The following is a 25,134-nucleotide window of genomic DNA, read 5'->3' on the forward strand; positions in this document are numbered from 1 at the left end:
CACACCAGCTGTTCGTCCACAGGGCGGGTCGCCGGTCGGCTTCAGGCCGGCCAGACTCGCCCGCATGTTCTTTCTCTGGGCTCTACTTCTGGCGGCGGTCCCCGTTCCCGGCACCTACTCGTGGCCGGTGACGCCGCCGCAGGTGACCCGGCGATTCGAGGCACCGCCGCAACCGTGGCTGGCCGGGCATCGCGGGGTTGACCTCGGTGCGATCCCCGGCGCCACGGTTCGCGCCGCCGCGGGCGGCACGGTGGTGTTCGCCGGCCCGGTGGCCGGGCGTGGCGTGGTCAGCATCGCCCACGCGGGGGGACTGCGCAGCACCTATGAGCCGGTCACGGCGTCGCTGCACGCCGGTGACGTGGTGCGCGCGGGCGATCCGCTCGGCACGCTGAACGCCGGGCACCCGGGCTGCCCGGTCAGCGCCTGCCTGCACTGGGGCGTCTGGCAGGGCACGGAATACCTGGACCCGCTGACCCTGCTCGGGCTCGGCCGGGTCCGGCTCCTACCAATGCCAGGCGCTGAGCAGACCGGGCAGACGCTCGGCCAGGCGGTGATACTCCTCCGGCCGGTTGTAGATCTGCGCGCTCAACCGCAGCAGGCCACGACCACCCCACGCGTTCACCTGCGTCTCGACGGCCAACTTGTCGGCGATGTGCTGCCGCAGCGCGTGCGCCTCCGGGATCGTGGTGGCCAGACCGGCCGGCAACGGGACGATCCGCATCGAGACACCCGGCCCCGGATGCGGCAGATCCTCCGGCGCCACACCGAGCGCCTCCCCGAGCACCCGCTGGCCGTAGGCGGCCAGCGCCACATTGTGCTCCCGTACCGCCTCCAGGCCCAGCGTGCGCATCGCGAAAATCCCGGCCGGCGCGGCCAGCCAGGGCGAATAGTCAAGCGTCCCCTGGAACTCGACCGACAACGGGAAACCCTCGTCGTGCTCCCAGGAGACCACCAGCGGATCGATACGCCGCCGCCACTCCGGCGACACCGTCAACAGGGACGTGCCCCGCGGAGCCCACGCCCACTTGTGCAGATTGCCCACCCAGAAATCGGCGCCGATCTCCGCGACATTCACCGGCAGCATGCCCGGCACGTGCGCGCCGTCGACAAAAACCGGGATGCCCTGGGCGCGGGCCGCGGCCACGATCTCCCGGACCGGCAGGAGCGTGGCGGTGGCCGACGTCAACTGGTCGACGATCAGCAGCTTCGTGCGGCCGGGGCGGAGCGCGGTCCGCACCCGGGAAATGATCTCCGGCCCGGAAGCGCCCAGCGGCACCGCGACCGTCCGCGCGGTCGCGCCCGTGCGACGGCACTCCCGGCGCACCGCCATCGCCACCGCACCATAGGCATGATCGGTCAGCAACACCTCGTCCGACGGGCCCAGGCCGGCCGACTGCAACACCATGCTCACCGCGGCGGTGGTGTTCGAGGTCAACGCGCTGCCATCCGGATCGGCGCCGAGAAAAGCCGCCAGATGCCGTCGGGTGTGGACGATCCGGTCCAGCAGACCCACCCCGAAGAAACGCATCGGGTTGAGATCGGTCTCGTCCCGCAACCGCTGCTGGGCGCGCTGCACACTGATCGGGAGCGCGCCGAACGAGCCGTGGTTGAGGTAGGACACCGCCGGGTCCAGCGAGAACAGGAGACGAGCGCCGGGGATGGGCTGCGGTGGATCTTCGGCGCTCATGGTTTCCGATCGTACGGTGTGTCAGGCGCGTGGATGGGCCTGATTGAAGGCGGCACGCAGGCGCTCGGTGGAGACGTGAGTGTAGATCTGGGTGCTCGACAGGGAACTGTGGCCGAGCAACTCCTGGACGGCCCGCAGGTCGGCGCCGCCGTCGAGCAGATGGGTGGCGGCGGAGTGGCGCAGGTCGTGCGGTTTGGTGTGGGGGAGGCCGGCGGAGCGGGCGGCGGTGGAGACAATTCGGCGGACGACGGTTGGTTGTAGGCGGCCGCCCTTCAAGCCCAGGAACAGGGGGGTGGTGGTTCCTCGGCCCCGGCCGTCGGCATTTCTGGTGCCGGTTTTTCGGGCGCTGGTTTTTTGGGCGCTGGTCTTTTGGGCGGCGGCTGCAGCGACCAGGGCGGGGCGGCCGAGACGGAGCCAGGTGTTCAAGGCGTCGCGGGCCGGGTGGCCGTAAGGGACCGCGCGTTCCTTGCCGCCCTTGCCGAAGACCCGGATCACCTGGCGGGCGTGATCGATATCGGTCTCGTCGAGGTCGCAGAGTTCGCTGACCCGGATGCCGGTGGCGTAGAGCAGTTCCAGGACGGCGCGGTCCCGGATCGCGGTGATGTCGTCGTCCGGCTCGGCTTCGCGGTTGTGCTCTCCGGCCTCCCCGGTCGGCTCTCCGGCTTCGCGGGTCGGCTCTGCGGCTTCGCGGGCGCCGGGGGCGGTGACCAGGGCGGCGGCCTGATCCGCTCGGAGAACGTGGGGGAGGTCACGATGGGCGCGCGGGCTGGCCAACCCCGCCCCGGCATCGGCCGGGGAAAGACCGACCCGGTGAGACCATGCGGTGAAGGTCCGTGCCGCTGCGGCCCTACGGGCTTGTGACGTACGGGCGGCGCCGGCCCCCAAACGCGCGGCCAACCACCCGCGGAGCACGGTGATGTCCAGGTCCTCCACCGTCGCACAGCCCTGGTCGGCGGCGTGCGTGAGCAGCGAGACCACGTCACCCAGGTAGGCCCGGACGGTGTGCGCGGATCGATCCTCGACCACGGCCAGGTGATGCCCGAACCGGTCCACGGCCTCCCGCAGCGCGAGCGGCAGCGCTTGGTGAAGGTCGGTCACACGCTTCGGCCGGGGCCGTCGTCGATAGGCGTCCACGGTGTTCAGTGTGCCGCGTTTCTTGTCGTACCCCGGTCCTAAGGTCCATTCATGGCGAGCCATCCGATACCGACAGCCGGCGGCCGCGGGTCAGGAGTCACCATCCGACCCCGTCCGGCCGGTGTGGGTCCTCGCCTTACCGGCCGTCGCCATGTCCGCACCCGGTCAAGCCGACCTTCGGCCGACAGCGCTGTCCCCGCTGGGCCTTGGGCCGGGCATGGTTGCTGGGTTCGGGGAGCACGAGGCTGGGCGCGGCGGGTGCACCGGGCGGCTCGGGCCGGGCGGCTCGGGCTGGGCGGCCGTTGGGTCGGTCGGCCGGGGCCGGGAGGCTAGGGGCGGGCTGCTGGCGGCTGAGGCTGGGCGCGGCAGGAGGGCCGGGCGGCTAGGGGTGGTTGCCAGGTCAGGGGCGGGTCAGCTGGACACGGTCGGCCGGGTGGACCGTCTCGGTGCCGTCGGGGGTGGTGACGACCAGGACGGGCACGCCCTCGCCGAGGCGATGCTTGCGGCGTTCGGCATCCGTGGGCATGCGGGCGCCGACCCGCTCGCCACGAGCCAGGGCGACGACCTGGACCGGCTCCGGCACTCGGACGAACGTTCCCCGCGGGCGATCAACCGTGACCAGCCCCTCGGTCCGCAGCTGGCCGATCGCCTGGCGCACCGTGGTGCGGCTGAGTCCATAGTCCTGAGCCAGGCGCAGCTCGCTGGGCAGCGGCTCCCCGGGCCCCAGCTCGCCGGACTGGATTCGATCCCGCAGCAGGTCAGCGAGCTGCCGGAAGACCGCCCGGTCCGCCGAATGATCGATCATGGCCGTTATTTTACGTGGCCACGATCCTCCATCACGTTGTACCTACAGACCAATATAACTATGATGGTGATGCCGCCTCGGAAGGCCAAGCCGGTCGAGGCGGAAGAGCGGGCGGCGGTTTTGCCAGGCTGGTCCAACGACTGCTGGGCGCGACTGCCGCCCGTTCGCCCAACCCAACCCAACCTGCTCTGGCCCAACCTGCCCCGGCCCGCTCTGGCCCGGCCCGCACTGGCTTACCCGACCCTGCTTGGCCCTGCGCGATCCGAATGGGCGGGCTTCTGCGGGTCGGGCGTTCTTCGCCGTTCGAGGCCGCAAAAGAGTTGTCCCCGCGCTGGTCATCGGAGTGGTGGCTCGCGCCAGGCCCAGGCGAGGAACCGCTCGTACAGATTCAGCGGCTGCCCGCCGTCGATCACCATGTCCTGGAGCGCCTCATACATCTGCGCGGACAGGTATATCCGCAACAGCGACGGAAACGCGCGGTATTCGTACAGCAGACTGGCTTGCGCCGTCGAGCACGGCCACGGCCGGCCGCAGACGAGGCAGTTCCAGTCCGGCCGTCCGTGCAGATGTTCCGCCTCTTGTGCGGTTGTCACGATGTTCCCCCGAATCCGACCCGCACCGTCGCACCCGCTCCAGCCGGGCCCGTTCCCCGAGCCGGCAACCGCGTCACGCGACGGCCTCCCCAACACTTCGTCTTTCCAGACCTTCTGGTCCTCGTTCAGTTGCGAGACCCGTGCCCGTGGCGGAACGGCATTCGGCCGGTCCGCGTTTGGTTGCGCGATCCGTGCTCGTCGCGTAGCGGCATTCGTCCAGGGGGCGCGTCTCCTGGTCCGCGTTCGGTTGCGAGACGCGGAGCGGCACTCGGTCAACGGGTCGTCCGGTCCTGGTCCACACCGCTCGGCCCGGCGATGAGGTCCGTGGAGGGACCGCCCTGCTCGCTCAGCGAGGGTCGCGCCGCCGGTGCAGGTGGTACTTGAACGGGTCGTTGCAGACCGTCCGATGCCGCTGCCCGGGAGTCAGGTTCCCGGCCCGGCCCACGTTCGCCTCGGAATGCCGGGGTCGTGGCACCGATGCCCGGCCCAGCGCCGGCCCACCAGTAGCCGAGGACCGCATGGCGTCATAGCCCTCCAGTTCCGACCCGCTCGGCGCCGGCGTGTGACTGCTGCCGCCGGTCCCGCCGCGACCCGACTCCTGCTCGCCGACGTAGGGCTCGTTGCGGGCCTGTTCACCCCACCCGGATCCGCCGTAGGCCCACTCCTCCCACCCGGATCCGCTGCGAGCCTGCTCGTCTCCACCGTGTCGCCCGCCGTAATAGCCTTCGGTCTCCCGCCCGCCGAGCCGGCCCGGCGTCGACCCGGGAGAGTCGAGGGGCCGGGCGTCGTGAACGGCCGAACCCTGGCGCTGCCGGGGCACCTCGACCCGGGGCACCTCGACCCGGGGCACCTCGACCCGAGGCGCCGCCGCCAGCCGAGGCTTCCGCGGATCCGGCGGCACTTTGTCGGAATACGCGGGCGGCACCGACCGCTTCGGATCATCGCCGCGCGGTGGGTACGGCCGGGGCGGCGCCGGCACCAGCCGGTCCACGCACGGCGCCGGCAATCCGCACCGGCAGCGCCGCCACAGGGTGCGCCAATCACGGCGGTGACGAGGGGAAAGGGGAACCTGGCCACTTGTCGTTCGACACCTAGTCATGGCGCCCATCTTAATGGCCGTACGACTAGCTGTCGCCCGCCAACCTGACGTCCGCCTAATAGTCCCGCGCCTACGGTCGATCATGTGGGAGTGAAGCCGATCCGCCTCATGGGCGCACACGAGATTCGTATCCGCCTGGGCGGTGTGAGCCGTCAACGGGCGTACCAGATCACCAGTCGCCCGGACTTCCCGAAGCCGGTCGCGGACCTGGCTCAGGGCAAGGTCTGGCTGACCGAGGACGTCGAGGCGTGGATGAAGGTTCACCGCCGTGACCTGGACGAATCCGAGGACTGATCGTCCTCGGGGCGGCCTGCGTGCACCCACTCGACCGGGCCGCCCGGGCATGGCGCGACAGCGCCCGCTCCCGATCGAAACTCTCCGCAGTCCGGCCGCGCCCGGTTCCGTGACCATGGCGGTGTTCAAGATCGGCCCCGGGGCGGCTCGAATCCACTGAGGACGGTCGGGTTCCGCCTCTTCCGTTTCCGAGATCCTCCACCCCAACGAGTGATGGAATTCACGTGACCACCGGCCGTGGGGGCGTGAGCGCGATCCCGGAATCGGTCCGCACCACCAGCCCGGCGGCCTCCAGAAGCGACAGACGCCGCAGGACCGTACGCAGGTCCAGCCGGGCCTCGGCGGCGATCTCCTCCGGGGTCGCCGTCCCGCGCCGGGGGAGCGACTCCAGGACCAGCGCCGACTCCTCGTCCAGCCGGTCCCGGACCCGCTCGCGCCCGCGCGGCGCGGGCTCCAGGTACTCCCCGATCCGGCCCACCTCCTCCAGCACGTCGGCGACCGAGGTGACCAGGCGGGCGCCCGGATGTTTGCGCAGCAGCTCATGGCAGCCGACCGACATGGCCGAGGTAACCGGGCCGGGCACGACCATTCCGGGCCGGTTCAGGGCGAGGACCCGGCTCATCGTCTGGGTGGCCCCGCTCCGGGCCGCCGCCTCGACCACGACGGTGCCCGCAGTGGCGGCCGCGATCACCCGGTTCCGGATCAGGAAGCGATGGCGCAACGGCTCCGCGCCCGGTGGCCACTCGCTGATCAGCAAACCGCGCTCGGCGATCTGGGCGAACATCTCCGAATTCATGATCGGGTACGGCCGGTCCACCCCACAGGCGAGCACCGACACGGTCACGCCGTTCGCGGCCAGCGCCGCCCGATGAGCCGCCGCGTCGATCCCGTAGGCGCCCCCGGAGACGACCGCCCAGCCCTGCTCGGCCAGTCCGTACGCCAGCTCGTTGGTCACGTGTGTGCCGTACCCGGTCGACGCCCGCGCCCCGACGATCGCCACCGACCGTTCCAGCGTCGGGCCGAGCGGCCGGTCACCGCGTACCCAGAAACAGAGCGGAGGCCGGGTGTCACGATTCACCCGCATGCCGCTGTCGAGTTCCAGCGACGCCAGCGCGTCCACCCGGGCCGGCCACTCCGCGTCGGCCGGCACCACCAGCCGGGCGCCAGCCTCCTGGGCGCGCTCCATGGCCTCGGCCGCCATCTGCCGTGCGTCGCCCGCCGCGGACCGGGCGGCTACGGCAGCACGCAGATGCCGATCCGGTACGTCGTCGGCGAGCAACCGGTCCAGGGCCTCGGGCGCTCCGAGCCGCCGGACCAGCGTCCAGACCGCCCGATGCCCGGGCTCGACCAGCCAGGTGAGCGCCGCCCGCGCCATCCGATCGTCCGCACTCCCCGCCCCGCCGCTCACCGCGACACCCCCGATCCGCCGGCAACCGGATCGCCGGCGAGAGCCGGTGCCGGGTCCTCGGCCGGAACCGGAAGGTCGGCCGACTCCCGGCGAACGGTGGCGACCGGCGCCGGGCCGGCGTGCCCGGTCCGCAGTTGCAGCGCCTCGGCTACGTCGTTGCCGACCGGCCGAGCCCGTCCGTCCAGGTCCGCGATGGTCCAGGCGATCACAAGTACAGACTTCGTGCATACAAAGCGGACGGGGGTGATCCCCGGACGCAAAGCGGCCCCCGGTGGCGTAGCGAGCGCCGAGCCGAGGGCCTTGATCGCCCCAGGAGGCGACCCATGCACGAGCTTAAGCCCAACCGGTTGACCAACGCCCTTTACGTGGTGGTGGTCCCCACGCTGGCGGCCATGTCGCTGGCCGATCCCGCCCAGGTGGTCCTGGCGCTGGAGGCGGCCATCTGGACCGCGGAACGGCTCCCGGTCACCACGGTCATCGGGTTCCGGCCGGACGGCCAGCCGGTGGGCCTGATCGCCCCGGTGGAGATCCCCGCGGGCTACGTCCCGGTGTACGGCACCACCGAAACGGCGGCCTACCTGGCGGCCGAGGAGATGGCCCACCGCGTCCGGGAAGGCATGGAGGACACCGAGGCGTACTGGGCCGCCATGAACGCCCTTAGTGGCCGCCTGGCCGTGTCGTGGCGGGACGTGGACCTGGCCACCGAGCGGTACAAGGCGGCCCTGACCGAGGCGACTGAGGCGGCCCGATGACCCAGGAAGAGAAGCACGTCCGCCAGACCCTCAACTGGCTCATCCGGCCCGCACTCGTGGCCGCCATCGCGCTCACGGTGTACGGCAACCTGGCCCAGGCCCAGCCCTCGGTGGGCGGTTGGGTGAGCCACGGCTGGGCACCCGCGTTGTACCTCGTCCTCGTGGAGATCCTGGTCCGTCGCGCGGTGGGCGGCGGATGGTTCTGGCCCGTGCTCGTGGGGTTCGTGGCCCTGGCCCTCGTCGCTGGCGTGGTCTCGTTCACGAGCCTCACTCACGCGGCGGTCCGCTGGGGTTGGGAACCGTCCGAGGCGTGGTTGTTCCCGATCATCGTGGACCTCACGGCGGTCCTGCTCACGATGGCCAGCATGGGCACGGGCGCGCGGTTGCGGGAGCTGGCCGCCACCGAACCGGCACCGAACGCCCGAACGGCCAGCCGAACGCCCGAACCCGCGCCCGAACGCGCCGAACCGGCCCCCGAACAGGCCGAATCGGCGGAGCGGCCCGCGGCCGAGCCCAGTTCGGACCCGAACTCCAAGGCCGAACGGATCATCGCGGAGTTCGGCACCGACCCGAACGCCTGGCCGCGCGTCAAGGAGATGGCCGAACAGTTCGGGTGCGCGCCGAGCACGGCCAGCGCCCACCGCAAGAAGGCGCTGGCGCTCGTGTCTCAAGCGGCCCAGGTGGAGGCCGTGGGAGCGGCGTGACCTGGGGAAAGTACCCCCGCACGTCTTAAGACCGAACGGCCCGAACGCGGACGGATGCGTTCGGGCCGTTCGCCCCTCGGCCGGAGCCGGCCGGTGGGCTATAGCGCACAAAGAAGCGCGCGCCGAACCCCCGTTCGGCGCGCGCTCGTTCTGTTCGGGGCCAGCTACGCCCCGCCGGGGCGTTCGCCCCAGCCGTTCGACACGGCCAGAGGAGGCTGGCCCTGGAGTTCGGACACCTCCAGCTCACACCCGGCATCGTGCGGGCCGCCCACAAGGCCACTCAGACACGAACACGGAATGACCACCACGCCGTACGCGCTCGGGCCGTTGCCGCTTTCCGACCCGATGAACGTCCGCCGGACCCCGCCGGTCACGGCAGGATCACCGCGCCCGTTTCCGCGTCGATGCGCCCGCGGCCCGCGTCCAGCTTGGCCACCACCCACTCGGGCAGCGCCTCCCCGGGTACGTAGACCACCGCGTCCCCGCTCGGGCTCGTGGCCCGGACGTACGTCGGGGAGGTCCGGACCGTGCGCGTGGTGGAGTCCCCGCGTTCTTGGGCACGCATGTCCGCCGCGATGCCCTCGGCCTCGGCGCGCGGCACGATGTTGAGGGCGGGCTTGGGGTTGGACAACGCCATCTCGATCACGCCCCCTTGAGCGAGCGATAGACCGCGAACGCCCGGGGCCGGGCCAGAGCCACGTCCCCGCGCCAGTGGGCCACGATGCCGATCTGACCGTTCTCCGCGTACCGCTCGGTGAGGACCTGGACGGTGAGGTCCAGCCGCTGGCCGATGAGCAACTGTCGCCAGTCACCCACGAACGCATCCGTGGCCGTGGTGAGCGTGCCCTGGGTGTAGGACGGAATCTGGTTCGACACCAACCGCCGCATGTTCGCCACGTCCGCCGGGAGGCCGAGCGGCTGGCCCGTGGTGTCGTACGCCTTGGCGTACAGGCGGGCCAGTTTGGAGTTCCAGATCAGCGCGTTGGGGACCTCGTTGTTGTCCTGCGGCGTGTAGATCAGGTCCAGGAGTTCGTTGTAGAACGTCGTGGACGTCTGGCTCGTGCCGTTCGTGGCCGCGTTGCCCAGCACGGCGGACGAGGCCACGGCCAGGAGGGTGGCCAGCACGCCCCGCGGGTTGGGCGGGGTCGCCAGGTTGATGGAGCCGGACCCCGAGGTGACACCGCCATAGAGCGCGGTGAGGTCCAACTGGAGCGCGATGGCCTTAGCAATCGCCTCCTCCACCAACTGATCCGCGTTGCCCGCGTCCTGGAACCACTCCATAGAACCGACCACAAGGACGCTCTGGGTCTTGGCGACCAGGGTCACGTTGTCGAACGTCGGGTCCGAGGCCGTGATGGTCGAACCCTCCGTCCGGAACGCGGCGGTGGGGTCCGCGGTGAGGCGGCCGATCTGGACCGTCTGGGCGTTCATCGGAACGATCTCCGCCCCGGCCTGGATCACCTGGGAGGCGTTGCGCGCCCGGTCGATGATGCTGCCAGCCCACACGGTGGGGACCACCGCGGAGCCGCTGGACGTGGTGAGCGCGCGGACGAACTGGCCCATCCCACCGAACTGGGCCACGGTGGCCTGTTCGGCCTGGGCGCGGGCCGCCGCGTGTCCGGCCACCACCTCGTGGTTGGCCCAGCGGGCGTTACGCGCCACCACGGCGGGGCGGCGGTCATCTGTGTCCGTGCGGACCCACACGGGGCCGCTGGCCTCCCGCTGGCCGCCTGGGCGCGGTGCGCTGTCGTGGACCTGGGAAGCCAGGGCGGCCACGCGGGCCTCCTCGGCCTCCTCGGCCAGGAGGGCGTCCAGGGCGGCCTGGCGCTCGGCCTCGGTCGCGGTGGCCGCGTTGCGGGCCGCCACGGCGTTGGTCACGTCGGACTCGGTGAGGTTGTCGCGCTCGCGGAGGGCGGCCAGGGCGTCCTGGGCGGTCTCACGGGCGGTGGTTGCGCTGGCCAGAGCGGCACGAGCGCGGGTGATGAGTTCGGCCAGGGTCATGGCCGTCTACCTCTCGCTTGGAAGTCGGGGGACTTCCGTGAGCCAGGACAGACGGCCAGCCCGAGGCCGGAGCGCCGGGTGGACTCGTGCGCGCAGTTGCACGGATCTCCACTCAGGCCCGGGGTACCGCTGGGCCTACGTGGTGACCTCAGCATAGCGGGCCATGCGGCTCATGGCCCCCGCCGCAACCGCCGCCCCGAGGTGGCCCCAGTGCCACCCGTCGCGGGTGTCGCACGGGTAGGCGTTCGGGTGGCCGCCGGGGGCGTACGTCCGGCCAGCGCGCCGGGCCTCCTTCCGGCTGGAGTACAGCCGCTTGGCGTGGTCCGGGCACCATCCCACGGCGGTTACCCGGGCGGCGGCGGCCCGCCCCCGCTTGGTGGTCACGACTCCTCCACGGCGGGCTGGAGGTACGCGCGGCCCAGGGCCTCGTCCACCTCGGCGGCCACGGCGTGGAACAGGCGGGCCTGGGGTGAGGCGTTGCGGGCCGCCGTATCCGATGTGGACACCCGGAGCCAGTACGAGACCGGGGAGAGCGGGATGGAGGGCACGGACGCGGCCCAGGCGGCCACCATCTCGATCAGAACCGGGTCCACGTCGCCAACCTCTGGAGCCTCGGCGGCCAGGAGATCGGCCACGGTCCGGCGGAGGAGCGTGACCCAGGGGTCCGCGTTGGGGAGCTGGAGGTACGCCACCACGGCCTGGCGCTCGGCCAGGCTGGCGTCCCGGTGGGCGGTCGCCAGTTGTTCAGTGATCATGGTCTTGGTCCTTCGTTTCGGAGGCCGCGGGGGCCGGTGATCTTGCTTTCTGCGGTCGCGGGGAGAGAAAAATGGGGGCTGGGCGCGGGGACGATGGCTGGGCCATCCCTAAAACCACCCCCGGCTCCCGCGCCAGCCCTCTGACCTGGGCTTATGCGGCGTGATCGGGCGCTGGACCCGCAGCCGGCCCCTGGGCTATAGCACGGTGCGGGCGGTAGGTCCGTGACCCACGATCGAGCACGTACCAACGCTCCAGCTCCCGGTCCGCGCTCTCGATCGGGCAACCCTCGTACGTGCGCCAAGTGGTCACCTCCAGTCGGCTGGCGACGATGAACGAGCGCCCATCCAACGGCCCGCCCTCGTACCGGTACCGGGCCTCATCCGCCGGTGGCCGCCAGCGGTACAGGCGCGCCTCGTGGTCCGCCTCGTACCGGCGGTCAAGCCAGGAGCGGCGGTGCGCGGTGGCCGCCGTGCCGCGGGCCGTACACCAATCCGGGTGGGCGGCCCGCACCCGGACGCACCCGTGGAGCGGGCCGCCCACGTACGTGTAGGCGCGGCGGGCGGGCGGCGGCGGTGCGTAGTCCGGGTGGAGCTGGGCCTCACTGGGCTCATGGCCCACGCGCTCGGCGTTCTCCTCGGCCAGGCAGGCAACGCACGAGTGATCGGGGTGGAGGTGGGCGGCGGTGGTCATGCCCGGAACTCCCGGTCCGTACGGGCGTAGAGCCGGAGCCAGTCCGACTCCTCACCGAACTGGATCGGGTAGTCCTTGAGCGCCACGTCCTCCAGCGCGTACCGGAGCTTGGTGAGCGCGTTCAGGGCCTTGGCGACCGCGCGGGCCTCGGGATCGCTCTGCCTGGCGGCCAGGTAGAGGTCCTGCTGGAGAGCGGCCAGGGTGTGGTGGGCGGCCTTGAGCCTGGAGCCGTGCTCGATGTGCTGGGCGGTGGTCATCGGGATCTTGCGGGCGGCCATGTCTTCTCCTCGGGGTAGCCAGGGCCAGCGGGGTGAACCCACGCACCCGTTCTAGGAACGGGGGTGCTGGGTTCACGCCCTCTGGCTGAGTCCAAGTAGTGGGTTCATCGCGGGTTCAGTTGGGTTCACGTCTTGCGTTTTTGCTGGTCAGCGCGTTGGGCTCATGGGTTCAATCTGGGTTCATCTGGGTCCACCGGGATGGGTTCACCCGCGGGTTCACGGGGCCTCGGTGGACCCGGATTGAACCCGTCATCCGCCGTACCAGTCGGCATCCTCGGTGGCGTCCTGGGCGGGGTCCGTGGCGCTCACCCGCTGGCCCCGCTTGTAGACCTGGCCGCCGTCCAGGAGGCGCTTGAGGGTGGTCTTGTACGTGTTGTGCTTCATCGGCTCCAGCGCCGGTTCAGCCCGCCCCCTGGCCCCGTTGACGAGGCGTCCCAGCTCGGCCTGGGTCACGCCCTGGCCTGTCGGCTCCGAGACCTTGAGAGTGCGCAAGATCCATTCCTGGTTCGACAGGGACTCGCCCTCGGCCGAGATGGTCTCCAGGACCGCAATCCCTTGCTGGACAACAAATCCGGTGTCCACCTCGTCCCCGAGGACAAGGCTCGTGATCTCGTCCCCGTCCTCGTCCCGGCCCACCGGGATCACGTCCATCACGAACGCGAACCGCTGGCGGTCATCCCCGTCCTTGGATTTGTCGCATCGGAGCGTGGCCCGGAGTTCCCCGGGCTTGCGGTCCACCTTCCACTCCATGTCCTGGGCCGCATCGATGGCGCTGGACCCGCGGGCATCCCCGCCGTTGCGCCCGGTGTGGTGGACCACGAGGATGCACGCGCCGGTAGCGGCCTTGAGGTCATCCACCGCCTTGACCCAGAGGCCCATGTCAGTGGCGGAGTTCTCCTCCAGGCCGACCGTCATCCGGGCTTGGGTGTCCAGGACCACCATCGCGGGCTCCAGCTCGGCGGCCACCTCAATGAGCGCCAGCCAGTCCTCACTCAGGTCCCGGTTGCTGACCCCCCGCGCCTGTACCGGCATCGGAAGGATGTGCAACCGGTCCGGGCTCACGCCGTGGCGCGCGCTCCATGCGGTCACTCGCTTGGCGAACCCGCGGGCACCCTCGGCCACGACGTAGAGCACGTCCCCGGCGGTCACCTTGCGGCCCCGCCACTCCGCGGTCCCGGCGGCCACGTGACACGCCCAGTCCACCGCCACAAAGGACTTGAACCCGCCCGACTGGCCGATGAGCCAGGACTCCGAGTCAAAGTCCAGGACGCCCTTGATAAGCGGCCGAGCCGGTGGCATCGCGGCCAACTCGGAGAGCTTCATCAACGCCCCGCGGATGCGGTCCCGGGCGGTGTGCTTGCGAGCCTCGGCCTCCTTGGCCGCCTCCTGGATCTCCCAGGTGTCCGAGCCGTATCGCGGGCCGTCCGCGCTGGCGGCGGTCACGGGCCAGGGCTCCTCCGCCCCCTTGGCGAACGCCTTGCCGATGAGGGTTGAGGCGCTCCAGGAGAGGCCGTTCTCCAGGTTCCAGCGGTCGGAGTGGACCCCGCCCTCCTGGAGCGCGTCCAGGAGGCGTCCGGCGGCCTCGTCCTCGGTGAGGTAGCCACCGGCAATGAACCGACCCAGCACCCGGGCGGCCCCGCCCAGCGCTGAGTTGACCGCACCCTCCTTGGCGTTGCGGACCACCTGGAGCTGACCCTGGATCACCCGGTCCGCGGACTCCGGTGTCCACTCCGAGGTGACCACATCGAACGGGTCATCCTCGGCCGATTCCGTTGCGGGGGCGGCCTTCCGGGCGGCGGGCGCGGTCCGGCGGGCGCGCTTGGCGGACAGAGCGGCCACCACGCCCTCCACGCTGGGGTCATGGTCGAACTCCGCCAGGAGGTCCATGTCCGGCACCGATTCCCAGCGGTACGCCACCTCCTGGCCCTTGCGCGGGCCAGCCTTGGCCACCCGGACCGTGGGTGCAATGAACACGAACCCGCGCCCCTGGCCGTTGTCCGCTCCGGCCTGGAGGTCCACCCCTGGCCACGGGTCACCCTTAGCCTCGTGGGTCCGGCTGATGATCTCGTGGGTTCCGCCGCTCGGCGTGCTGGCCACCCCGAACACCTGGGGCCATTGGCCCGCGGCCATCGCCTCGGCGCGGGACTTGTCCCCGCCGTTGCGCGGGTCGGTGTCCAGCACGTCCGCCGCCACGCCCATGACCGCGCACAGCGCCCATCCGGGCCGCCAGCGGTTCACGGCGCGGTGATCGGGCTTGGTGGTCTCCCACCCCTTGGGGTACAAGAACTCCGGCCCGCGGTCCCCGTTGTTCTTGGCCGCCACGAACACGGGGACACCCGCGTCCACGAGGGCGTGGGCAACCTCCAGGGCGCGGTTCTGTTCTGGCGTGATGTCGGAGCCAGCCGGTACGCTGGCGGATGTCAATTTCAACCCGGCGGTTTGGGATTGGTCATCGGCAGTTGTGGGATCGGCGTTCGGGTTGCGGCCCGAGCGCCGTTCTGTTTCTCGGGCCATGGTCAGACGGCCCGCCCATCGGCACCCGGAGCGAAGATGGCCGCCAGTTTGGCGCGCTGAGTCTGGGTCAGCTCGGGCGCACGGCTGACCACGGAGGCCACGGCCTGGGCCAGGTGGGCGTTGCTGGCGGCCTGGGACCGCTCGGCCGCAGTGAGCTTGGCGTTGCGGGCGGCGGCGGCCTTGCGGGCACGCTCGGAGCGCTGGGCGGGGGACAGGGATGTGGACGCTGCCACGGGAGGCTCCCAAGGGATTGATCACCTCGGGGCGTCCCGGGCTACCGGTCTCCCACTGGCCCGGCTCTACGCGTCCGGGAGCGCTTCCGCTTCTCCATCGTGGCCACCGCGCGGGCGCTACCCGCTGGGTCGGTGCCGGGCCGTGGCCCAGCCGAGGTCATCGCTTGGTGCCGCCTCGTGCTGGGACCAACTCTAGCGGGCCGCGCCCTAGCACACCAAGAACAATTTCCCCCGTGACCTGGGCTTTCCCGTGCTATAGCCCACCGGCCGGCTCCGGCTCACCGTGCCACGTGATTTCGACCGTTGCCGAGATCCGCGCGGCGTTCGCTTCCCACTGGGCGCGGGTCTTCCCGAGGCCCCTCCCGCGGCCAGGAGGCAGCAACCGGACCGCCATGAGCGCGTCCACCACCGCCCGCTGGCGGTCCACCCCGAGGAGCGCCCAGGCGGCCCGCACGTCCACCGCATCCACGAGCGGCCCCAGCACGTCCACCCGGCCCGCATCGGTCAACCCGGCCTCCGCCTCCCGGATCTGGGCGTCCAGGCGGGCTACTCGCTGGCGGGCCTCGGCCGCGGAGTACGTCCCGTCCTCCACGAGGTCCAGGACGTTGCGGCGGCGGGCGCGTAAGGCCAGGAGGGCGGCCCGCACCTCCTCGGCGTCCGGGCGGTCATCGGCCTTGAGGAGAGTGGAGGCGTCCGGGCGGGACATGCGCTCCACCACAACCTCCGTGATCCACCACTCCACGGGCTCGGCCATGCGGCCGATGTGGCCCAGGGCCGCGCGACACCGGTACGTCCGGTAGAGACCGATGCTCTTGGGCGCGCGTCCGCCATGAACGAGGGACCCACACACGCCGCACGTGGCCAGCCCGGTCAAGAGGGCTTGTCCCGAACGGGGAACGTTGGTCCGCTCGGGGTCCAGGAGGACCGCCACCACCGCGCGCCAGGTCTGCTCACCCACGATGGCGGGCCACCGAGCGGGGCCGACGATGCCTGCGATGCGCGCCTTTCGCGGGTCGGGCTCCCGGTCACGTACGGCCTCGGTGACGTGCGAGCGGAACCCCGCATACCGAGGGTTGAGGAGCACGGGCCGGACACCCTGGGCGGTCCAGGGGGATGGCGTGTCCGCGGTCCGCTGGGGGCAGTCCCGCGGACGCACCTTCTTGGCGCACTTCCCCTCGCATCCGTGCCCAAAAGCGGCCTGCGGCGTGATGTGGCCCCGCTCGTTCCACCGCCGCGCGATCGACCCGAGCGGCACCCCCGCCAGTACCGCCATGTACCCCCAGCGGACCGCCGCCGCCTCCTTGCGGTCCAGGACCATCCCGGTGGAGTCGTAACCGAACGGACGGCGGCCACCGATGCGGCGGCCTTGCTCGGCGGCCTGTTCTGCGGAGCGCTTCTGGCGGTCGCTCTTCTGTTCGATCTCGTGTTGCGCGACCGAGCCCAAGATGTCCGCGGTGAGGCGTCCGGCCGGAGTGCTGAGGTCCATCTCCGACCCGCGCACGAGGGTGATCGAGATCCCGCGGGCCTTGCCGATCTCCAGGAGGCGGAGGCGGTCCCGGGAGTTGCGGGTCAACCGAGTGAGATCCCAGGCAATCAAGCCCTGGGCCTCTCCTCCGGCCAGGGCCTCCAGCATCGACTCAAACCCCGGTCGCTTGCGCTTGCCCGCGGCACTGATGTCGTTGTCCACGAACTCCCCGACCACCCGCCAGCCGCGGAGTTTGGCCAGCTTGCGGGCGTCCTCACGCTGGCGGGTCACGGACAGTTCCTCGCCAGTGCGGTCCTGGCTCACTCGGAGGTAGATCACGGTTTCCACATACGCAAGGTTGACATACTGGCGAGCCGGAGCACCCGATCGAATCCGCGGGCCGAAACCGTCCCGCGGTCCAACGCGGCTCGTAACGTGATGGTGTCCCGGGCCGGGAGAAGCCACGGACGCCGCCGGAGTTCCGGCCCCGGTACCTCCGCGTTGGTCCGCCAGCCTCCGGAAGGTGCCCACCGCTGCACCGCCGCGGTGCGGGCCTGATGAACCCGGGCCGCCACGACGGTCGAGTCCTCGACCGGCCCGGCGGACGCCATCAGTTGCGCGGCTCGCATCGGGAGAAGGTCGATTTTGATGTCGACCCGGTCGAGCAGCGGACCGGAGAGCCGTCCCAGGTAGCGCCGCCGCACCTGAGGGCTGCAGGTGCAGCGCTGATCGGTGGTGGCGCAGGGGCAGGGGTTCGCGGCCAGGATGAGCTGGGCCTGCGCCGGGTACTCGGTGGTTCCCCGGGCTCGGGCCAGCACCACCCGCCCGCTCTCCAGCGGCTGCCGCAACGCCTGCAACGTCGCCCGAGCGATCTCCGGCGCCTCGTCCAGGAACAGCACCCCTCGATGAGCCAGCGACAACGCCCCCGGCCGAGCCAGCCCACTACCCCCACCGATCAACGCCGCCAGGCTGGAACTGTGGTGGGGCGCCTGATAGGGCGGCCGCCGGATCAGCCCGCTGTCCGGCGGCAGCACCCCGGCGATGGACTGCAGCGCGGTCACCTCCAGCGCCGCCTCGTCGTTGAGCGCGGGCAGGATCGACGGAAGCCGTTCGGCCAGCATGGTCTTGCCGGCTCCGGGCGGCCCGAAGAGGGCGAGGTGGTGCCCGCCGGCCGCGGCGATCTCCAGCGCGTACCGCCCGAACTGCTGCCCGGCGACGTCGGCCAGGTCGGGCCCGGTGCGGGCCGGCGCCGGCGATTCCGGTGGTGGTTCGAGCAGCTGGTCGGTGCCGCGCACGAAGTCGGCCAGGCGGCGCAGCGTGTCGACCGCGCGGACGGTCACGCCGGGCACCACGGTCGCCTCGCGGGCGTTGGCCAGCGGGACGATCACCCGCCGGATCCCGGCCTGTGCGGCCGCGGCCACCATCGGGAGCACGCCGCGCACCGGGCGGACCGCCCCGTCCAGGCCGAGTTCGCCGAGCAGGACCACGCCTTCCAGCGGTTCGGTGGGCAGGGCGCCGGCCCCGGCCAGCAGTGCCGCCGCGATGGCCAGGTCGAAGCTGCTGCCGTGTTTGGGCAGGGCGGCGGGGAGCAGGTTGACCGTGATCCGTCCGTTGGGCCATTCGCCGCCGCTGTTCACGACGGCCGCCCGGACCCGGTCGCGGGCCTGCTGCAGTGCCGTGTCGGGCAGTCCGGTGAGCACGACGGCGGGCAGGCCGGGGGAGAGGTCGGCCTCGACCTCGACCAGGCGGCCGGAGACCCCGATCAGGCCGACGCAGAGCACTCGCGCGTAGCTCATCAGAACGCCGCCCGGATGTGCACGACCCGGCTGGCGCCCCGCGGCTGCGGCAGCACCTCGACCACGTCGAAGCGCAGCTGCGGCGCCCGGGTACCGGTCTCGGCCAGCCAGCGGATCGCCAGTTGTCGCAGTTTCTGCACCTTGCGCCGGTCGATGGAGGCCGCCGGGGGCCCGTAGGTCGCCGTCCGTCTCGTCTTCACCTCGCAGAACACGACGCAGTCGCCGTCCCGCAGGATCAGGTCGACCTCGCCGTCGGAACATCGCCAGTTGCGGGCCAGGATCTCCAGCCCGCGCTCCTCCAGATGCCGGGCGGCGAGTCGCTCGCCGTACGCACCGATCGCCTGCCGCTGAGTCGTCATGGCCGCACGGTGGCACCGTCGGCGGCCCGGAGCGGAGCGGCCTGTGGACAGAGCGTCACTGTGGATTCCCGAACAGTCACCGATGAGGTGTGATATGTGCCTGGCTGTGGCCTGAACGGCCGCGGTCGCCTACGGTGCGAATCCGTGGAGCACCGTTACGCGGACGAGTCCGGCCCGAGCTGGTATTCCGGCAGCCGGTACACCGACCCACCCCGCTACCCGAACGAGCCGGAGACCTCCGGTTCGCACGCGCTGCCCGAGGAGGCGTACGACACCGGCGGTGTCCGCGTTCCCGAGCAGCGTCCCGCCGACCCCGAGCCGTCGCGCAGCCCGTACGAGTCGGGCCGCATCCCGATCCGCGGCACGGAATATCCCACGGTTCCCCCGCCGCAGCCCCGGGCTCTGCCGCCGGCGCCGCCGCCCCAGCCCCAGCCGCAACCCCAACCTCAGCCCCCGCTGGTGAATCAGCCGACGACCGTGGTCCCGCCGGTTGTCGCGAAGAAGCGCCCGCTCTCCTCGGTGATCGTGGCGATCGCGGTGCTCGTCCTGTTTCTCCCGGTGTTGCGCCTTCTGATGAGCGTGACGTTCGCCTCGGATCCCACCGCGCGCGGCATCGTCCCGGCGGTGCTGCTCACCTTGGGGCTCGCGCTCACCGGTTTCGGCCTGTTCTCCGCGGCCGGCGCCGCCTCCGGGGCGGGACGCGACGCCTGGCTGCGGGTGCCCATGGCGTACGTGCCCATCGGTTTGATCTTGATGTTGGCGGCCGGTCTGGCCGTCGCCTGACGGAAAAGCTTGAGAAAAGGCCCGTGGCTTGGGTGAAAAACGGGTTGGCGTATGCTTGGTCCCGGCGACCGCCCACGCGGTCGACCTCGCGCGCCCTCCGACCGCACTGACCGCTGTTCCTGGTGTGTCAGCCGGCGGCGACGGCCCTCCCTGGTCCCGATGATCTTCGGGCCCGACTGTGGCCGCCGACCGGGCGCCAGGACGCTCATCGCCGGTGAGCGTGACAACCAGGGAAGATCAGGGAGCACCACCATGGCCGTCGTGACCATGCGTCAGCTGCTGGAGAGCGGTGTCCACTTCGGGCACCAGACCCGCCGCTGGAACCCGAAGATGAAGCGCTTCATCTTCACCGAGCGCAACGGTATCTACATCATCGACCTGCGCCAGACCCTCGACTACATCGAGAAGGCGTACGCCTACGTGCGTGACACCGTCGCCGAGGGTGGCCACATCCTCTTCGTCGGCACCAAGAAGCAGGCGCAGGAGGCCATCGCCGAGCAGGCGACGCGGGTCGGCCAGCCGTACGTGAACCACCGTTGGCTCGGCGGCATGCTGACCAACTTCCAGACCGTTTACAAGCGCCTTCAGCGGATGAAGGAGCTCGAGGCTCTGGGTGACCTGAGCGGCACCGCCGCCGGTTACACCAAGAAGGAGACCCTCCAGCTCTCCCGCGAGAAGGAGAAGCTCACCAAGACCCTCGGTGGTCTGCGTGACATGACCAAGGTCCCGTCGGCGATCTGGGTCGTGGACACCAAGAAGGAGCACATCGCGGTCGACGAGGCCCGGAAGCTCAACATCCCGGTCATCGCGGTGCTGGACACCAACTGTGACCCGGACGAGGTCGACTTCCCGATCCCGGGCAACGACGACGCGATCCGCTCGGCCGAGCTGCTGACCCGGGTCATCGCCGCCGCGGTGGCCGACGGTCTGATCGCCCGCTCCGGCCGTGGCCGTGGTGGCGCCGACGAGAAGCCCGAGGCCGGCACCGTTGCCGCCGGCGAGCCGCTGCCGGAGTGGGAGCGGGACCTCTACGAGGGTGCCGAGAAGAAGGCCGACGAGGCCCCGGCCGCTGCTGCTGCTGAGCCCGCTGCTGTTGCCGCTGCGGCTGAGCCGGCCGCCGCCGAGCCGGTCGCCGCCGTCCCCGCCGAGTAAGTCAACCGACACGCTTCCGGCCGCCGTCATCCCAAGGGCGGCGGCCGCTTTCCCGACTGACATCGAGAGAAGAGTCATGGCTAACTACACCGCCGCGGACGTGAAGAAGCTCCGCGAACTCACCGGTGCCGGCATGATGGACTGCAAGAAGGCCCTGGAGGAGTCCGAGGGCGACTTCGACAAGGCCGTCGAGTTCCTCCGCATCAAGGGTGCGAAGGACGTCGGCAAGCGGGCCGGCCGCACCGCCGCCAACGGCATCGTCAGCCACTCCGGCAAGGCTCTGCTCGAGCTGAACTGTGAGACCGACTTCGTCGCCAAGACCCCGGACTTCGTCGCGCTGGGTCAGCGTTTCGTCGAGTTCGGCGAGGCCAACAAGATCGCCGACGCCGCCGCGCTGCTCGCGGCGACGCTGGAGGACGGCAAGACCGTCGCCGACACCGTTCAGGAGTACGCCGCCAAGATCGGTGAGAAGATCGTGGTGAACCGCTTCACGATCCTGAGCGGCACCGTCGCGGTCTACCTGCACCGCAAGGCGCAGGACCTGCCGCCGCAGGTCGGCGTCCTGGTGGAGTACACCGGCAAGGACGACGAGGCGGCCGACGCGGACGCCCGTGGCATCGGCATGCAGGCCGCCGCGATGCGGCCGAAGTACCTGACCCGCGAGGACGTCCCGGCCGAGGTCGTCGAGTCCGAGCGCCGCATCGCCGAGCAGACCGCTCGCGAGGAGGGCAAGCCCGAGCAGGCGATCTCCAAGATCGTCGACGGCCGGGTGAACTCCTTCTTCAAGGACTTCGTCCTGCTGGAGCAGGCTTCGGTCGTCGACAACAAGAAGACGGTCAAGCAGATCGCCACCGAGGCCGGCATCCAGATCACCGGGTTCGTCCGGTACGAGGTCGGCCAGGAGTAAGGCACCACAAAGCAATGGCACGGGAGGTCGGGTACGCGATTGAGCGTCCGGCCTCCCGGTCGCATAGGGTCTCCTGCAGAAAGTGAAGGGAAGGCGGGTCTCATGACGATGGTGACCGAGCAGTCCGCCACGGTCGACGAGAACCCGCCGGCCATGCGGCCGCGCCGGGTCGTGCTGAAGCTGTCCGGCGAGGTGTTCGGCGGCGGCCAGGTCGGTGTCGATCCCGACGTGGTGCAGGCGCTGGCCAAGCAGATCGCGACGGTGAACCGGCAGGGCATCCAGGTCGCTGTGGTGGTCGGCGGTGGCAACTTCTTCCGCGGCGCCGAGCTGCAGAAGCGTGGCATGGACCGGAACCGCGCCGACTACATGGGCATGCTGGGCACGGTGATGAACTGCCTGGCCCTCCAGGACTTCCTGGAGAAGGAGGGCATCGAGACCCGGGTCCAGACGGCCATTCACATGGCCCAGGTCGCCGAGCCGTATATTCCGCTCCGCGCGATCCGGCACCTGGACAAGGGCCGCGTCGTGATCTTCGGGGCCGGCGCCGGTATGCCGTACTTCTCGACCGACACGGTGACCGCCCAGCGCGCGCTGGAGATCCACGCCGACATGGTGCTGATGAGCAAGAACGGCGTCGACGGGGTCTACACCGCCGACCCGCGCGTCGACCCGGACGCGCGCAAGCTGGAGAACATCACCTTCCAGGAGATCCTCCAGCGGGGGCTGCGGGTGGCCGACCAGGCCGCGTTCAGCCTCTGCGAGGAGAACAAGCTGCCGATGCTGGTCTTCGGCGCGGACGGCGACGACACCATCGTGCGCGCGTGTGCCGGCGAGAAGATCGGCACCCTGATCACCGCATGAGCTCGCGCTCGTATTGACAGCCACCGTCCGCATTACCGAAGAGAGCGAGGAGAGCCGGTGATCGAGGAAATCCTTTTCGAGGCCGAAGAGAAGATGGAGAGCGCGGTCGAGCACGCCAAGGAGGAGTTCGCCGCCATCCGGACCGGCCGGGCGACTCCGGCGATGTTCTCGAAGATCGTGGTCGACTACTACGGCGCGCCCACCCCGGTGACCCAGATGGCCTCGGTCGGTGTCCCGGAGCCGCGCATGGTCATCGTCAAGCCGTACGACAACACCCAGCTCGGCCCGATCGAGCGGGCCATCCGGGACTCGGACCTCGGGGTCAACCCCAACAACGAGGGCACTCAGCTGCGCATCCACCTGCCGCAGATGACCGAGGAACGCCGCCGCGAGATGATCAAGGTCGCGCGGAGCAAGGCCGAGGAGAGCCGGGTCGCCATCCGCAACGTGCGCCGCAAGGCCAAGGAGCAGATCGACAAGCTGGTCAAGGACGGCGAGACCGGCGAGGACGACGGCCGTCGCGCCGAGAAGGAGCTCGACGACGTCACCCACCGGTACGTCTCGGTGATCGACGAGCTGCTCAAGCACAAGGAAGCCGAGCTGCTCGAAGTCTGATGTCCTACCTCGATCCGCGTGCCGGGCAAACCTCCGGCGAGAACTACGCCGCCACCCCGGCGTACCAGCAGAACGCCGCCTGGCACGCGGACGAACAGGCGCCCTCCGACAACGCCAAGCGGGGTCCGGGCAAGCGCCGGGCCGGCCGCGGCCGCAAGCCCGAGGGCAAGAGCCGGGCCGGCCGCAACCTGCCCGCCGCCATCGCCGTCGGGCTCAGCCTCGGCCTGGTCGTGCTGGCGTCCCTGCTGGTCTGGTCGCCGGCCCTGCTGGGCGTGCTGGTGGTGGCCGCCGCGGTCGGGGTCTGGGAGACCGCCCGCGCGTTGGGCGTGACCGGCGCCCGTCCCCCGGTGATCCCGCTGATCGGCGGCACCGTCGTGATGACCGGCCTGGCCTGGTACGCCGGTCCCGACGCGCTCGCCCTGGGCCTGCTCGCCACGATCGGCGCGGCCTCCCTCTGGCGTCTGGCCGACGGCGTGAGCGCGGTCCGCCGCGACTTCACCGCGATCACGCTCATCGCGGTCTACGTGCCGTTCCTGCTCAGCTTCGCCGCCATGCTGGTGCAGCCGGACGACGGCAAGTGGCGGGTTCTCGCCACGGTCGTCGCGGTTGTGCTCTCCGACACCGGTGGTTACGCGGCCGGCGTCTTCCTCGGCAAGCACCCGATGGCCCCGAAGATCAGCCCGAAGAAGTCCTGGGAGGGCTTCGCCGGCTCGATCACGGCGGCCGCGATCGGCTCCGGCGCGCTGCTGTTCTTCCTGATGGAGGTCCCGGTCTACTACGGGCTGCTGTTCGGCGCCGTGATCTCGGTGGTCGCGGTCCTGGGCGACCTGGGCGAGTCGATGCTGAAGCGGGACCTCGGCATCAAGGACATGAGCAACCTGCTGCCCGGCCACGGCGGGCTGATGGACCGGCTGGACTCCATCCTCTTCGCGGTCCCTACCGCCTACCTGCTCTTCGCTATCATCGCGCCGAACTAGCCATGGGCGACCTGCCGGTGAAGCGTGGGAGACTGGATACGCCATGACGATTCTTCCGGTCATCCCCATCAGTCCCGACCAGCCCGACTCAGCTGTTCAGTCCGGCGGTGTGCAGACCCGCCGTCGTCCCAGCATGCCCCCGCGCCACCTCGCCGACCTTGATCTCGCCGCGCGTCAGACCGCGGTCCAGGACCTCGGCGAGCCGGCCTTCCGGGCCAAGCAGCTCTCCACCCACTACTTCGGCCGCCTCGTGCGTGACGCCGCGGAGATGACCGACCTGCCGTCGGCGACCCGTGACAAGCTGACCAGCGAGCTGCTGCCCACGCTGCTGACCCCGGTCCGGGAGCAGGCCTGCGACGACGGTGCCACCCGCAAGACGCTCTGGCGGCTGCACGACGGCGCGCTCGTGGAGAGCGTCCTGATGGGGTATTCGGACCGCATCACCGCCTGTGTCTCCAGCCAGGCGGGTTGTGGCATGGCCTGTCCGTTCTGCGCGACCGGCCAGCAGGGCCTGACCCGCAACCTGTCGGTGGCCGAGATCGTCGATCAGGTGGTCTATCTCGCCGGTGTGTCGGCCTCGGGTGTCGTGACCGGTTCGCCGAACCGGCTGTCCCGCGTGGTCTTCATGGGGATGGGTGAGCCGTTGGCCAACTATCCCCGGGTCATCGAGGCCGTTCGGCGCCTCACCACCCCCGCTCCGGAGGGGCTCGGACTTTCACAACGGCACATCACGGTGTCCACGGTGGGTTTGGTGCCCGCAATGCGCCGGTTGATCGCCGAACAGCTCTCTGTGACTCTTGCGTTGTCACTGCACGCCCCCGATGATGATCTGCGCGATGAGCTTGTGCCCGTCAACCAGCGTTGGAAGGTGGCCGAGGTGCTCGATGCCGCGTTCGACTACGCGGCGCAGACCGGCCGTCGGGTCTCCATCGAATACGCCCTGATCCGGGACGTAAACGATCAGCCCTGGCGTGCCGACCTGCTCGGCCGCCTACTGCACGGCAAGCTGGCCCATGTGAATCTCATCCCGCTCAACCCGACCCCGGGCAGCAAGTGGGATGCGAGCCCCAAGCCGGTCGAGCGGGAGTTCGTCCGGCGGCTGCGTGAGTCCGGCGTGTCGACCACGGTGCGCGACACCCGCGGCCGGGAGATCGACGGCGCCTGCGGCCAGTTGGCCGCGGGAGAGTTGACGCAGGCGGGCGCAGGGGGCGTCGCAGCCGACGCGGAGGTGGCACAGTGACTGGGCGTAGGTCCCAGCGAGCGGAGTGGGA

The 25,134-nt window shown here is 70.8% G+C and carries 27 protein-coding genes and 1 pseudogene; 11 read left to right on the forward strand and 17 right to left on the reverse strand.

Features of this window, described 5'->3' with window-relative positions:
* Nucleotides 1-64: 64 nt before the first annotated feature.
* A pseudogene (locus tag ACSHV8_RS47060) lies at nt 65-457 on the forward strand (murein hydrolase activator EnvC family protein); the annotation flags it as partial.
* A gap of 45 nt (nt 458-502) precedes the next feature.
* Here ACSHV8_RS47060 and ACSHV8_RS47065 read toward each other — a convergent pair.
* From ACSHV8_RS47065 to ACSHV8_RS47085, 5 genes are all read right to left on the reverse strand, one after another.
* Nucleotides 503-1,687 (reverse strand): aminotransferase class V-fold PLP-dependent enzyme, encoded by a 1,185-nt coding sequence (locus tag ACSHV8_RS47065; RefSeq protein WP_436526992.1) that lies wholly within the window; start codon nt 1,685-1,687, stop codon nt 503-505.
* Between the two features lie 21 nt (nt 1,688-1,708).
* Nucleotides 1,709-2,884 carry a tyrosine-type recombinase/integrase gene (locus tag ACSHV8_RS47070; RefSeq protein ID WP_436526993.1) on the reverse strand — a complete coding sequence of 392 codons (1,176 nt, stop codon included), beginning with the start codon at nt 2,882-2,884 and terminating at the stop codon, nt 1,709-1,711.
* Between the two features lie 337 nt (nt 2,885-3,221).
* On the reverse strand, nt 3,222-3,626 hold the full coding sequence (locus ACSHV8_RS47075; protein ID WP_436526994.1) for a winged helix-turn-helix domain-containing protein: 405 nt from the start codon (nt 3,624-3,626) through the stop codon (nt 3,222-3,224).
* A gap of 335 nt (nt 3,627-3,961) precedes the next feature.
* Nucleotides 3,962-4,219 carry a hypothetical protein gene (locus ACSHV8_RS47080; protein ID WP_436526995.1) on the reverse strand — a complete coding sequence of 86 codons (258 nt, stop codon included), beginning with the start codon at nt 4,217-4,219 and terminating at the stop codon, nt 3,962-3,964.
* 346 nt (nt 4,220-4,565) lie between these two features.
* Complete coding sequence (locus tag ACSHV8_RS47085; protein WP_436526996.1) at nt 4,566-5,120, reverse strand: hypothetical protein; 555 nt, start codon at nt 5,118-5,120, stop codon at nt 4,566-4,568.
* A gap of 306 nt (nt 5,121-5,426) precedes the next feature.
* Here ACSHV8_RS47085 and ACSHV8_RS47090 point away from each other — a divergent pair, with 306 nt between their 5' ends.
* A complete protein-coding gene (locus ACSHV8_RS47090) occupies nt 5,427-5,612 on the forward strand; it encodes a DNA-binding protein (protein ID WP_436537283.1) in 186 nt (61 codons plus the stop codon).
* A 220-nt stretch (nt 5,613-5,832) separates the two neighbouring features.
* Here ACSHV8_RS47090 and dprA read toward each other — a convergent pair whose 3' ends face one another.
* Nucleotides 5,833-6,987, reverse strand: coding sequence for a DNA-processing protein DprA (gene dprA / locus ACSHV8_RS47095; RefSeq protein WP_436537285.1), 1,155 nt, complete (start codon nt 6,985-6,987; stop codon nt 5,833-5,835).
* Between the two features lie 29 nt (nt 6,988-7,016).
* Entirely contained in the window at nt 7,017-7,229 is a 213-nt protein-coding gene (locus tag ACSHV8_RS47100) for a hypothetical protein (RefSeq protein WP_436537374.1), read from the reverse strand.
* Nucleotides 7,230-7,343: 114 nt separating this feature from the next.
* Between ACSHV8_RS47100 and ACSHV8_RS47105 the strand changes: the two genes are divergently transcribed.
* Both ACSHV8_RS47105 and ACSHV8_RS47110 read left to right on the forward strand, forming a co-directional pair.
* Nucleotides 7,344-7,772, forward strand: a complete 429-nt coding sequence (locus tag ACSHV8_RS47105; protein ID WP_436526997.1) for a hypothetical protein — start codon at nt 7,344-7,346, stop codon at nt 7,770-7,772.
* Nucleotides 7,769-8,476, forward strand: a complete 708-nt coding sequence (locus tag ACSHV8_RS47110; protein WP_436526998.1) for a DUF2637 domain-containing protein — start codon at nt 7,769-7,771, stop codon at nt 8,474-8,476. The genes ACSHV8_RS47105 and ACSHV8_RS47110 overlap by 4 nt, the downstream gene beginning before the upstream one ends.
* Nucleotides 8,477-8,846: 370 nt before the next feature.
* On the opposite strand, the gene ACSHV8_RS47115 is transcribed toward ACSHV8_RS47110, so the two are convergent.
* The 10 genes from ACSHV8_RS47115 to ACSHV8_RS47160 form a co-directional block, all read right to left on the reverse strand.
* Nucleotides 8,847-9,113, reverse strand: coding sequence for a hypothetical protein (locus ACSHV8_RS47115; RefSeq protein WP_436526999.1), 267 nt, complete (start codon nt 9,111-9,113; stop codon nt 8,847-8,849).
* A gap of 5 nt (nt 9,114-9,118) precedes the next feature.
* Complete coding sequence (locus ACSHV8_RS47120) at nt 9,119-10,477, reverse strand: phage major capsid protein (RefSeq protein ID WP_436527000.1); 1,359 nt, start codon at nt 10,475-10,477, stop codon at nt 9,119-9,121.
* 135 nt (nt 10,478-10,612) lie between these two features.
* Nucleotides 10,613-10,861 (reverse strand): hypothetical protein, encoded by a 249-nt coding sequence (locus ACSHV8_RS47125; RefSeq protein ID WP_436527001.1) that lies wholly within the window; start codon nt 10,859-10,861, stop codon nt 10,613-10,615.
* Nucleotides 10,858-11,232: a hypothetical protein gene (locus tag ACSHV8_RS47130; RefSeq protein WP_436527002.1), complete on the reverse strand. Its 375-nt coding sequence runs from the start codon at nt 11,230-11,232 to the stop codon at nt 10,858-10,860. The genes ACSHV8_RS47125 and ACSHV8_RS47130 overlap by 4 nt, the downstream gene beginning before the upstream one ends.
* A 687-nt stretch (nt 11,233-11,919) precedes the next feature.
* Complete coding sequence (locus ACSHV8_RS47135) at nt 11,920-12,201, reverse strand: hypothetical protein (RefSeq protein ID WP_436527003.1); 282 nt, start codon at nt 12,199-12,201, stop codon at nt 11,920-11,922.
* A gap of 249 nt (nt 12,202-12,450) precedes the next feature.
* Entirely contained in the window at nt 12,451-14,547 is a 2,097-nt protein-coding gene (locus ACSHV8_RS47140) for an AAA family ATPase (RefSeq protein WP_436527004.1), read from the reverse strand.
* 170 nt (nt 14,548-14,717) lie between these two features.
* The gene (locus ACSHV8_RS47145) at nt 14,718-14,948 is read right to left on the reverse strand and encodes a hypothetical protein (RefSeq protein WP_436527005.1); all 231 of its coding nucleotides are present in this window, start codon (nt 14,946-14,948) and stop codon (nt 14,718-14,720) included.
* 253 nt (nt 14,949-15,201) lie between these two features.
* Entirely contained in the window at nt 15,202-16,761 is a 1,560-nt protein-coding gene (locus tag ACSHV8_RS47150; protein WP_436527006.1) for a recombinase family protein, read from the reverse strand.
* Nucleotides 16,749-18,209 (reverse strand): YifB family Mg chelatase-like AAA ATPase, encoded by a 1,461-nt coding sequence (locus ACSHV8_RS47155; protein ID WP_436527007.1) that lies wholly within the window; start codon nt 18,207-18,209, stop codon nt 16,749-16,751. The genes ACSHV8_RS47150 and ACSHV8_RS47155 overlap by 13 nt, the downstream gene beginning before the upstream one ends.
* The gene (locus ACSHV8_RS47160) at nt 18,209-18,568 is read right to left on the reverse strand and encodes a YraN family protein (protein WP_436527008.1); all 360 of its coding nucleotides are present in this window, start codon (nt 18,566-18,568) and stop codon (nt 18,209-18,211) included. Before ACSHV8_RS47160 ends, ACSHV8_RS47155 begins: the two co-directional genes overlap by 1 nt.
* A gap of 144 nt (nt 18,569-18,712) precedes the next feature.
* Here ACSHV8_RS47160 and ACSHV8_RS47165 point away from each other — a divergent pair, with 144 nt between their 5' ends.
* The 7 genes from ACSHV8_RS47165 to rlmN all read left to right on the forward strand — a co-directional run bounded on the left by ACSHV8_RS47165 (nt 18,713) and on the right by rlmN (nt 25,103).
* A complete protein-coding gene (locus ACSHV8_RS47165; protein WP_436527009.1) occupies nt 18,713-19,351 on the forward strand; it encodes a hypothetical protein in 639 nt (212 codons plus the stop codon).
* Nucleotides 19,352-19,603: 252 nt separating this feature from the next.
* Nucleotides 19,604-20,503 (forward strand): 30S ribosomal protein S2, encoded by a 900-nt coding sequence (gene rpsB / locus ACSHV8_RS47170; protein ID WP_436527010.1) that lies wholly within the window; start codon nt 19,604-19,606, stop codon nt 20,501-20,503.
* Between the two features lie 76 nt (nt 20,504-20,579).
* Nucleotides 20,580-21,410, forward strand: a complete 831-nt coding sequence (gene tsf / locus ACSHV8_RS47175; RefSeq protein WP_436527011.1) for a translation elongation factor Ts — start codon at nt 20,580-20,582, stop codon at nt 21,408-21,410.
* 108 nt (nt 21,411-21,518) lie between these two features.
* Nucleotides 21,519-22,271, forward strand: a complete 753-nt coding sequence (pyrH, locus tag ACSHV8_RS47180; protein WP_436537287.1) for a UMP kinase — start codon at nt 21,519-21,521, stop codon at nt 22,269-22,271.
* 57 nt (nt 22,272-22,328) lie between these two features.
* The gene (gene frr / locus ACSHV8_RS47185; RefSeq protein ID WP_436527012.1) at nt 22,329-22,886 is read left to right on the forward strand and encodes a ribosome recycling factor; all 558 of its coding nucleotides are present in this window, start codon (nt 22,329-22,331) and stop codon (nt 22,884-22,886) included.
* Nucleotides 22,886-23,863 carry a phosphatidate cytidylyltransferase gene (locus ACSHV8_RS47190; protein ID WP_436527013.1) on the forward strand — a complete coding sequence of 326 codons (978 nt, stop codon included), beginning with the start codon at nt 22,886-22,888 and terminating at the stop codon, nt 23,861-23,863. Before frr ends, ACSHV8_RS47190 begins: the two co-directional genes overlap by 1 nt.
* Nucleotides 23,864-23,906: 43 nt before the next feature.
* Nucleotides 23,907-25,103, forward strand: coding sequence for a 23S rRNA (adenine(2503)-C(2))-methyltransferase RlmN (rlmN, locus tag ACSHV8_RS47195; RefSeq protein WP_436527014.1), 1,197 nt, complete (start codon nt 23,907-23,909; stop codon nt 25,101-25,103).
* Nucleotides 25,104-25,134 lie beyond the last annotated feature (31 nt).

Source organism: Actinoplanes sp. HUAS TT8 (assembly GCF_051380535.1).
Lineage (GTDB): Bacteria > Actinomycetota > Actinomycetes > Mycobacteriales > Micromonosporaceae > Actinoplanes.